General features: G+C 37.6%; 9 protein-coding genes. 5 read left to right on the top strand and 4 right to left on the bottom strand.

Going from position 1 to position 7,027, the window contains the following annotated elements:
- Positions 1 to 219 precede the first annotated feature (219 nt).
- Together mobQ and FTU17_RS16415 are read left to right on the top strand one after the other, a co-directional pair.
- Complete coding sequence (gene mobQ / locus FTU17_RS16420; protein WP_004856449.1) at positions 220 to 1,191, top strand: MobQ family relaxase; 972 nt, start codon at positions 220 to 222, stop codon at positions 1,189 to 1,191.
- The gene (locus tag FTU17_RS16415) at positions 1,188 to 1,685 is read left to right on the top strand and encodes a hypothetical protein (protein WP_004856450.1); all 498 of its coding nucleotides are present in this window, start codon (positions 1,188 to 1,190) and stop codon (positions 1,683 to 1,685) included. The genes mobQ and FTU17_RS16415 overlap by 4 nt, the downstream gene beginning before the upstream one ends.
- A gap of 170 nt (positions 1,686 to 1,855) precedes the next feature.
- Here the strand turns inward: FTU17_RS16415 and FTU17_RS16410 are convergent, their stop codons facing one another.
- From FTU17_RS16410 to FTU17_RS16400, 3 genes are all read right to left on the bottom strand, one after another.
- On the bottom strand, positions 1,856 to 2,146 hold the full coding sequence (locus FTU17_RS16410; protein WP_004787581.1) for an addiction module antidote protein: 291 nt from the start codon (positions 2,144 to 2,146) through the stop codon (positions 1,856 to 1,858).
- 3 nt (positions 2,147 to 2,149) lie between these two features.
- A complete protein-coding gene (locus tag FTU17_RS16405) occupies positions 2,150 to 2,446 on the bottom strand; it encodes a type II toxin-antitoxin system RelE/ParE family toxin (RefSeq protein WP_004787583.1) in 297 nt (98 codons plus the stop codon).
- Between the two features lie 323 nt (positions 2,447 to 2,769).
- A complete protein-coding gene (locus FTU17_RS16400) occupies positions 2,770 to 3,411 on the bottom strand; it encodes a TetR/AcrR family transcriptional regulator C-terminal domain-containing protein (protein WP_004787586.1) in 642 nt (213 codons plus the stop codon).
- Positions 3,412 to 3,476: 65 nt separating this feature from the next.
- On the opposite strand from FTU17_RS16400, the gene tet(39) reads away from it, so the two are divergent.
- From tet(39) to FTU17_RS16385, 3 genes are all read left to right on the top strand, one after another.
- The gene (tet(39), locus tag FTU17_RS16395) at positions 3,477 to 4,664 is read left to right on the top strand and encodes a tetracycline efflux MFS transporter Tet(39) (RefSeq protein WP_004856455.1); all 1,188 of its coding nucleotides are present in this window, start codon (positions 3,477 to 3,479) and stop codon (positions 4,662 to 4,664) included.
- A gap of 749 nt (positions 4,665 to 5,413) precedes the next feature.
- Positions 5,414 to 6,337, top strand: coding sequence for a replication initiation protein RepM (gene repM, locus FTU17_RS16390; protein WP_004856439.1), 924 nt, complete (start codon positions 5,414 to 5,416; stop codon positions 6,335 to 6,337).
- Positions 6,334 to 6,630, top strand: a complete 297-nt coding sequence (locus tag FTU17_RS16385) for a hypothetical protein (protein ID WP_004856442.1) — start codon at positions 6,334 to 6,336, stop codon at positions 6,628 to 6,630. Before repM ends, FTU17_RS16385 begins: the two co-directional genes overlap by 4 nt.
- Here the strand turns inward: FTU17_RS16385 and FTU17_RS16380 are convergent.
- On the bottom strand, positions 6,627 to 6,911 hold the full coding sequence (locus tag FTU17_RS16380) for a hypothetical protein (RefSeq protein WP_004856445.1): 285 nt from the start codon (positions 6,909 to 6,911) through the stop codon (positions 6,627 to 6,629). The genes FTU17_RS16385 and FTU17_RS16380 overlap by 4 nt on opposite strands.
- Positions 6,912 to 7,027 lie beyond the last annotated feature (116 nt).

Raw genomic sequence — 7,027 nt, 5'->3', positions numbered from 1 at the left:
GATTTTGTCATAACGGTTAATTTCGGGATATAGAAAACCACTCAAGCATAAAACCCTATGAATTGAAATTCAAGCGGGCTATATGCTATCGTGTTTTTCATGAAATGCGCACTTACGACTTGAACAAAGTTCAAGTCAAAGTTGCGCAAGGGGACACCCCTTAACCCCAAAAAACTGCTACGCAATTTTTTAAAAGCAAAAGCACCCCAAGGCGACTGCATGGCAATTTATCATTGTTCCACTAAAACGGTGAACCGAAGTTCGGGGCGAACTGCGGTTGCATCATCTGCATATCGTGCAGGGGAAAAACTAGAAGATGAACGCACAGGACTGACCCATGACTTTACGAGAAAAGACGGTGTCGCCCATTCTGAAATTCTGTCTAATTTAGATATTGAAATTGACCGTGGTGAACTTTGGAACTTGGCAGAAAAAACCGAAAACCGTAAAGATGCCCGAACCGCTAGAGAATGGGTCATTGCCCTACCTGATGAATTAGACGCTGATCAACGTAAGGACTTGGCAAAAGACTTTGCCAGGTCCTTAGTTGATCGCTATGGAGTGATCGCAGATTTAGCCATCCATGAACCCAGCAAAGGCGGTAATGATAAGAATCATCACGCCCATATCATGCTTACCACCCGAAAAGCCGAATTGGACACGGACAATAAACTCACCCTGACCACCAAAACCGATATTGAACTCAGCAACGCCAAACGAAAAAGCCTTGGTATGGGTACAACCCAAGACGAAATTAAACAGATTCGGGAAACGTGGGCAAATTTAGCCAATCACGCATTAGAACGAGCAGGCTACCGAGAAAAAATAGATCACCGCAGCTATGCCGATCAGAATAACGGACTACAAGCCACCATCCATGAAGGCACTAAAGTCACCCAATTACGCAGACAAGGCATAGACACTGAAATCAGCCGTTTTAATGACAATGTGAAACAGCAGAACGCCCAACAGCTTGACCAACAGAAACAGCAGAAAGAGAGCGTTTTACAGCGTGGTTTAAACCGTGTCGATCAAGGTTTTGATCAATGGCAGAAGAACCAAGAAACCAAACGTCTAGAACTGGAACGCCAAGCGGAAATGAAACGACAGCAAGAATTAGATAAACAACGAGCCGAGCAAGCACTCCGCAAGGCATATCAAAAACTAAGTAGAGGCGGAATGTCATTATGAGTAATCAAAATGATTTAGATGACCAGTTATATATTTTATTGGCATCCATGAAGGAATATCGAGAAGCCATAGCAGACGATAAGAAGCGATTAGAGCAGTTTTACAACCAAGTCGCTAGTGGAGTGCTAGACAAGGCTGAAAAATCGCTAGAAAACACAAATAAGAAGCATACAGGTGCATTAAACAACAGTATTCAGGCATTAAACGAAGCTACAAACAGGCTCAACTTAAAACTTATCTTTATTTTTGCCAGCACGTTTGTTGCTGTGATGATGGTGTTCATTTTGGCTATCTTTTTATACATACCAAGCAAAGACGAAATTGATGAACGTAGAGCAGATATGGCTGTACTAAAAAAATATCCGCTACAAATTCGAGAAAGTGATGGTGAAACATTGGTGAGAATAATGAGGAAAAATTGCTACTCGTTTGAACCGAGTAGTGTCAAAGAAAAAACGTATGACTGGTGTCAGATCGACCCTAAAAAATACTAGTTGATCGGTACTTTGCTTGGTTTTTCTCATTACAAATCAAATTACAGCAAGCGCAAAGTTGCCCGACTTTGAAACATGGCTTTAGCCATCTTTCAAAGCATCGAGCTGAAATTTCGCATAAGAGATTTTATGTTAAATAAGATGGAACTTAGACAAAATTTTATTAATAGTTATGCATTCTGCACAGTTAGTTTTAGACCTAAAGCATTTACTACACGATTAATCGTATCAAAACGAGGTGCTGAATCTTGACGGAGTGCTTTGTAAAGTGCTTCACGTCCAATTCCTGCTTCTTTAGCGATTTGAGTCATACCACGAGCTTTAGCAATTACACCAAGTGCATGAGCTAGTTCAGCAGGGTCATTCTCTTCAAGAACCATATTAAGATACATTACAATATCTTCTTCACTCTTAAGTGCTTCTGCCATGTCAAAGCTAGGTAGATCAGCTATTTTAACCATTTTTCAATCCTCTAAAGATTTTGATAAATCAACAGCTCGTTCTATATCCTTTTGCTGTGTAGATTTATCACCACCTCCAAGCATCACAATGATTACATCACCATGTTTGATGTAATACATGCGCCAACCTGGTCCGAAGAACTCTCGCATTTCCCAAACACCTTCTTGAAGATGCTTTACATCGCCCCAATTACCACGCTGAACCTTATCTAATCTTCGATTCAGTTTAAGACGGGTCATACTGTCTTTAATGCTATCTAGCCATTCATCAAATTCAGGGAGACGTTTAATCTCGGTCATGAAAGTTCCTCTTTATTGTATTCGATCGAATACACAACATTATAATGAATATATTTTATGAGTAAATGAAATAATAAGAATATATTTTATCAATTGATTATTTAATAACCTATGTTCTTGGCAAAAGGTATCAAACCTGCTCATAAAAAAGCCGACTTGTTTCTAAGTCGGCTTTTTACTGTTTTTGAAGTCAGTCAAAATTTTATAACTATATGAAAAACAATAATATTTTAAATTGCGTTTCGTATAACCTCTATTATGTTAAATAATTAAGGATAAAAGCTTTATTACTAAATAGAACAGTTGCTTAAAGCAGTATAGAGTTAAGTTTGCATTTTAATATCAAGTTGTCTTTCAGCACCGATAATCACCATACGAATCCCATTTTCAAAAATGTCATCCGCATTCATATTTTGTAAGGTATTCACTCCTTGGAGCATGAGTGGATATATAGTTGGATCGGCTTCGAATGGTGGGTCTGATCTTATTTCTTCTTGCTGCTCCTCAAGGACCCACCCAACAATAAACCTTCCTAATGTCATAAGTAATGCAACTGCTTCAACAGGAGAAAACCCAGCATGAGATAACAGCGCAACTTGGGCCTCAATCGTGTTGAAATGTCCTTGACTGGGGCTAGTTCTTGCATGTAGACGAGCACCATCACGGTAAGCTAGTAGTGCTCGACGAAAGCTTACAGAATTAGCGAGCAACCAATCTTGCCATGTCATCCCATCGATGGGTAAAGAAACTAAATGGTGTTCATTTATAATGGTTTCCGCCATTGCTTCCATTAACAAGGATTTATTCTTGAAATGCCAATATAGAGTTGGAGATTTAATACCCAATCGTTGAGCTAGCTTGCGTGTGGTTATTGAATCTATGCCTTCTTCATTCAACATATCCAATGCGGTACGCAGGACTATTTCACGTGTCAGACGTTGAGGTGCAATATCTTTTTTACTCATAAATCTATCACTGATAGGGAGTGTGTGAGAGAATATTAATTCTATCATTGCTAGAGAAGGCATTTGTGAAGAAATCATTGAGCGTGATTTTAATCACTATATTTCTGGATGCTGTTGGGATTGGTTTAATTATGCCGATCTTGCCTGAATTATTACGGTCATTGGCTGGAGCTGAAGCAGGCGGTGTTCACTATGGTGCTTTATTAGCTGTGTATGCTCTGATGCAGTTCATTTTTGCACCTATCCTTGGAGCGTTGAGTGACCGATTTGGACGTCGACCTGTATTAATTATTTCAATTGCTGGTGCAACGGCTGATTATCTCCTAATGGCTGCTGCTCCTTCTCTATTGTGGCTATATATTGGTCGTATTTTTGCGGGAATTACAGGTGCCAACATGGCTGTTGCAACAGCTTATGTTTCAGATATTACTCCAGCCCATGAGCGTGCAAAAAGGTTTGGTCTCCTTGGAGCTGTCTTTGGTATTGGGTTTATAGCGGGTCCGGTAATAGGTGGAGTTTTGGGTGAATGGAACTTACATGCACCGTTCTTTGCTGCTGCTTTTATGAATGGGATTAATTTAATAATGACAGCAGTCTTATTAAAAGAATCAAAACACAGCAATAAAATGACTGAGAAGGTTCAGGAGCAATCAATATTAAAGAAATTATCCTATTTGATCACTCAACCTAATATGGCTCCATTGCTTGGTATCTTTTTAATTATCACATTGGTTTCACAAGTCCCCGCAACTTTATGGGTTATCTATGGGCAGGATCGTTATGGCTGGAGTATATTTATTGCAGGTGTTTCCCTTGCTAGTTATGGAATATGCCATTCTATTGCACAGGCTTTTGCTATCGCCCCTATGGTAAAGAGGTTTGGAGAGAAAAATACGTTGTTATGTGGAATAGCTTGCGATGCAATTGGTTTACTTCTTTTATCTATTGCTGTTGAAGAATGGGTGCCTTTTGCGTTGTTACCATTGTTTGCCCTTGGTGGAGTAGCCGTTCCTGCTTTGCAAGCAATGATGTCCAGAGGTATTAGTGATGAAAGACAAGGTGAATTACAAGGGCTATTAAGCAGTTTTAATAGTCTGGGGGCTATAATTGGTCCTGTATTAGTTACTAGCCTCTATTTTATGACTCAGGCATCAGCTCCTGGAATGGTATGGGCATTAGCTGCAATACTTTATGTAATCACCCTACCCTTATTGCTTAAGTATCGCCTGAATAAATATTCTGGAGTTCCATAAAATATTTAATTTATTGGTTTAAAAACTAATGGATTCTATAGTTTATCTAAAATTAACATAATACACCTTATCCGAAATGCTTAGATATTTTCATTATCTTTCAATGTTATAGTCAATACTTAATAGCCCGAAACGTCATGCTCGGGCTTTTTTTATGATTCTTCACGTTCCACGACTAATATTTCATCAATGTTTCACAACTTTGATTAGCTCCAGTAAATAATTAAAACCTAGATAATAAGAACCGAGCGAGTGTCTACGAGCGATTGAGCATCATCAAAATTTCGACCTCGCTTTTTCTCTGATTACAAGCTCCCTTTCGATTTTAAACGGTAGTTACAGAGCATCCCGAATGGGTGCGAACTTTGGAGCTTTTGCTTTTCAAAAAGTATGAGCGAAGCGAATACATTACCAATGCTTTTGCTTTTAGATTTCATAAACAGGATTAACCAAAAACTGCCCCATGAAGCGAGGAACGAGCTTCAATAGAGTACGAGCTTTAGCGAGTACATAGGGCAGTTTTAAGCACTCCCCTCTTTTTAATATTTTTTAATTTTTTAATTTTTAGCCTCTACAATTAATTGATATATAAGAATAAAAATAGCAATAAGTACACCTTTATCTTGCAATAAGTACACCTTTATCTTGCAATAAGTACACCTTTATCTTGCAATAAGTACACCTTTATCTTGCAAAGTGACACTCAATAAAATAGAGTGTACTTATATATTTAAAAAACATGTGTGCTTATGAAAAAGGAACTAGTCGTTAAAGATAATGCACTAATAAATGCCAGTTATAATTTAGACCTATCAGAACAACGTTTAATACTGTTAGCCATACTTGAAGCTAGGCAATCAAATACACCCAATGATAAAGATTTGACGATTCATGCTGAAAGCTATATCAACCATTTCAATGTTCATAGAAATACAGCCTATAAAGTTCTTAAAGATGCTTGCAAAAGCCTATTTGATCGTAGATTTAGCTATCAAAAGCTGACTCAAAAGGGCAACATTGAGAATGTAATAAGTCGATGGGTACAACGAATATCTTATGTAGAAAATGAAGCTCTTGTTCGTATTAAGTTTTCTGATGATGTTGTACCGTTGATTACAAATTTAGAAAAACACTTCACCAGTTATGAACTAGAGCAAGTCAGCAGTTTAACTAGTGTTTACGCTATACGCTTGTATGAGTTGCTTATCGCATGGCGTAGTACAGGCAAAGTGACTATGGTAGAGCTAGAAGAGCTAAGATTAAAATTAGGCATAGAACCCAACGAATACAAGAGAATGGGGCAATTTAAAGAAAAAGTTTTACACCTTGCCATTGATCAAATTAATGAGTACACAGATATAAAAGCAGAGTATGAACAACACAAACGTGGTCGTTCAATTATTGGTTTTTCATTTAAGTTTAAGCAAAAATCACAGCCGAAAAAATTAGATTCTAAGCGTGACCCAAACACACCTGACTTTTTTGTCAAAATGACCGATGCACAACGCCATTTATTTGCCAATAAAATGTCAGAAATGCCTGAAATGGGGAAATATTCACAAGGTACAGAAAGCTACCAACAATTTGCTATCCGTATAGCAGATATGCTTTTAGAGCCTGAAAAATTCAGAGAGCTTTATCCAATATTAGAAAAATCAGGATTTCAGCCATGATTAAATTAAACAACCTATCAACTGATCTAAAACATGTGACCGTTGAATACCTCGACATCGTAAATTATGAAATTGCGAGGGAAAATATATGCGGTTATATCTTCCTATTATCTCGAATATCCAAAAATGCAGAACCCACCAAAAAAATGCAGATGGAAAGCAAAATACAGGACTTAATTTACTATCGAGATAATTTGCAGATAGAGGACAAAGACAATATTCAAAAGGTTTTAAATACGCTCATTCCCGAGTATCAAGCCGAACAGAACAACCAAACAGCTAAGAAAAATTAGGCTTCAATATCGGGCAAATCAAAAAGCTGTCTATCTCTATTTTCTGTTAAATATTCGTTGAGTTCAGCGAGTATTTTTTCTTTATTGGCTTCATTAGATTGCATCTTTTTAATTAAGTAAGAACCGAGCAAAATTTTACGTCTTGTATCGTCCTTTCTTTCTTGTTCCTTTTGCTTGGTTTTTTCTCTTGCATCAATAGCCTGTTTTTGAGCTTTTAACTGTTTCAACTTTTCTAATTGGGCTTCAATTTTCTTTTCGATATTTTCAGCAGATTTTGTCATAACGGTTAATTTCGGGATATAGAAAACCACTCAAGCATAAAACCCTATGAATTGAAATTCAAGCGGGCTATATGCTATCGTGTTTTTCATGAAATGCGCACTTACGACTTGAACAA

Source organism: Acinetobacter sp. YH12070 (assembly GCF_013419625.1).
GTDB classification, from domain to species: domain Bacteria; phylum Pseudomonadota; class Gammaproteobacteria; order Pseudomonadales; family Moraxellaceae; genus Acinetobacter; species Acinetobacter amyesii.
Note: the sequence above shows the minus strand (reverse complement) of the source record. Positions and strands in the feature narration are given on the sequence as shown.

Coding starts and splice junctions, on each gene's coding strand:
- mobQ (WP_004856449.1), top strand. CDS start 220: ATGGCAATTTATCATTGTTCCACTAAAACGGTGAACCGAAGTTCGGGG.
- FTU17_RS16415 (WP_004856450.1), top strand. CDS start 1,188: ATGAGTAATCAAAATGATTTAGATGACCAGTTATATATTTTATTGGCA.
- FTU17_RS16410 (WP_004787581.1), bottom strand. CDS start 2,146: ATGGTTAAAATAGCTGATCTACCTAGCTTTGACATGGCAGAAGCACTT.
- FTU17_RS16405 (WP_004787583.1), bottom strand. CDS start 2,446: ATGACCGAGATTAAACGTCTCCCTGAATTTGATGAATGGCTAGATAGC.
- FTU17_RS16400 (WP_004787586.1), bottom strand. CDS start 3,411: ATGAGTAAAAAAGATATTGCACCTCAACGTCTGACACGTGAAATAGTC.
- repM (WP_004856439.1), top strand. CDS start 5,414: ATGAAAAAGGAACTAGTCGTTAAAGATAATGCACTAATAAATGCCAGT.
- FTU17_RS16385 (WP_004856442.1), top strand. CDS start 6,334: ATGATTAAATTAAACAACCTATCAACTGATCTAAAACATGTGACCGTT.
- FTU17_RS16380 (WP_004856445.1), bottom strand. CDS start 6,911: ATGACAAAATCTGCTGAAAATATCGAAAAGAAAATTGAAGCCCAATTA.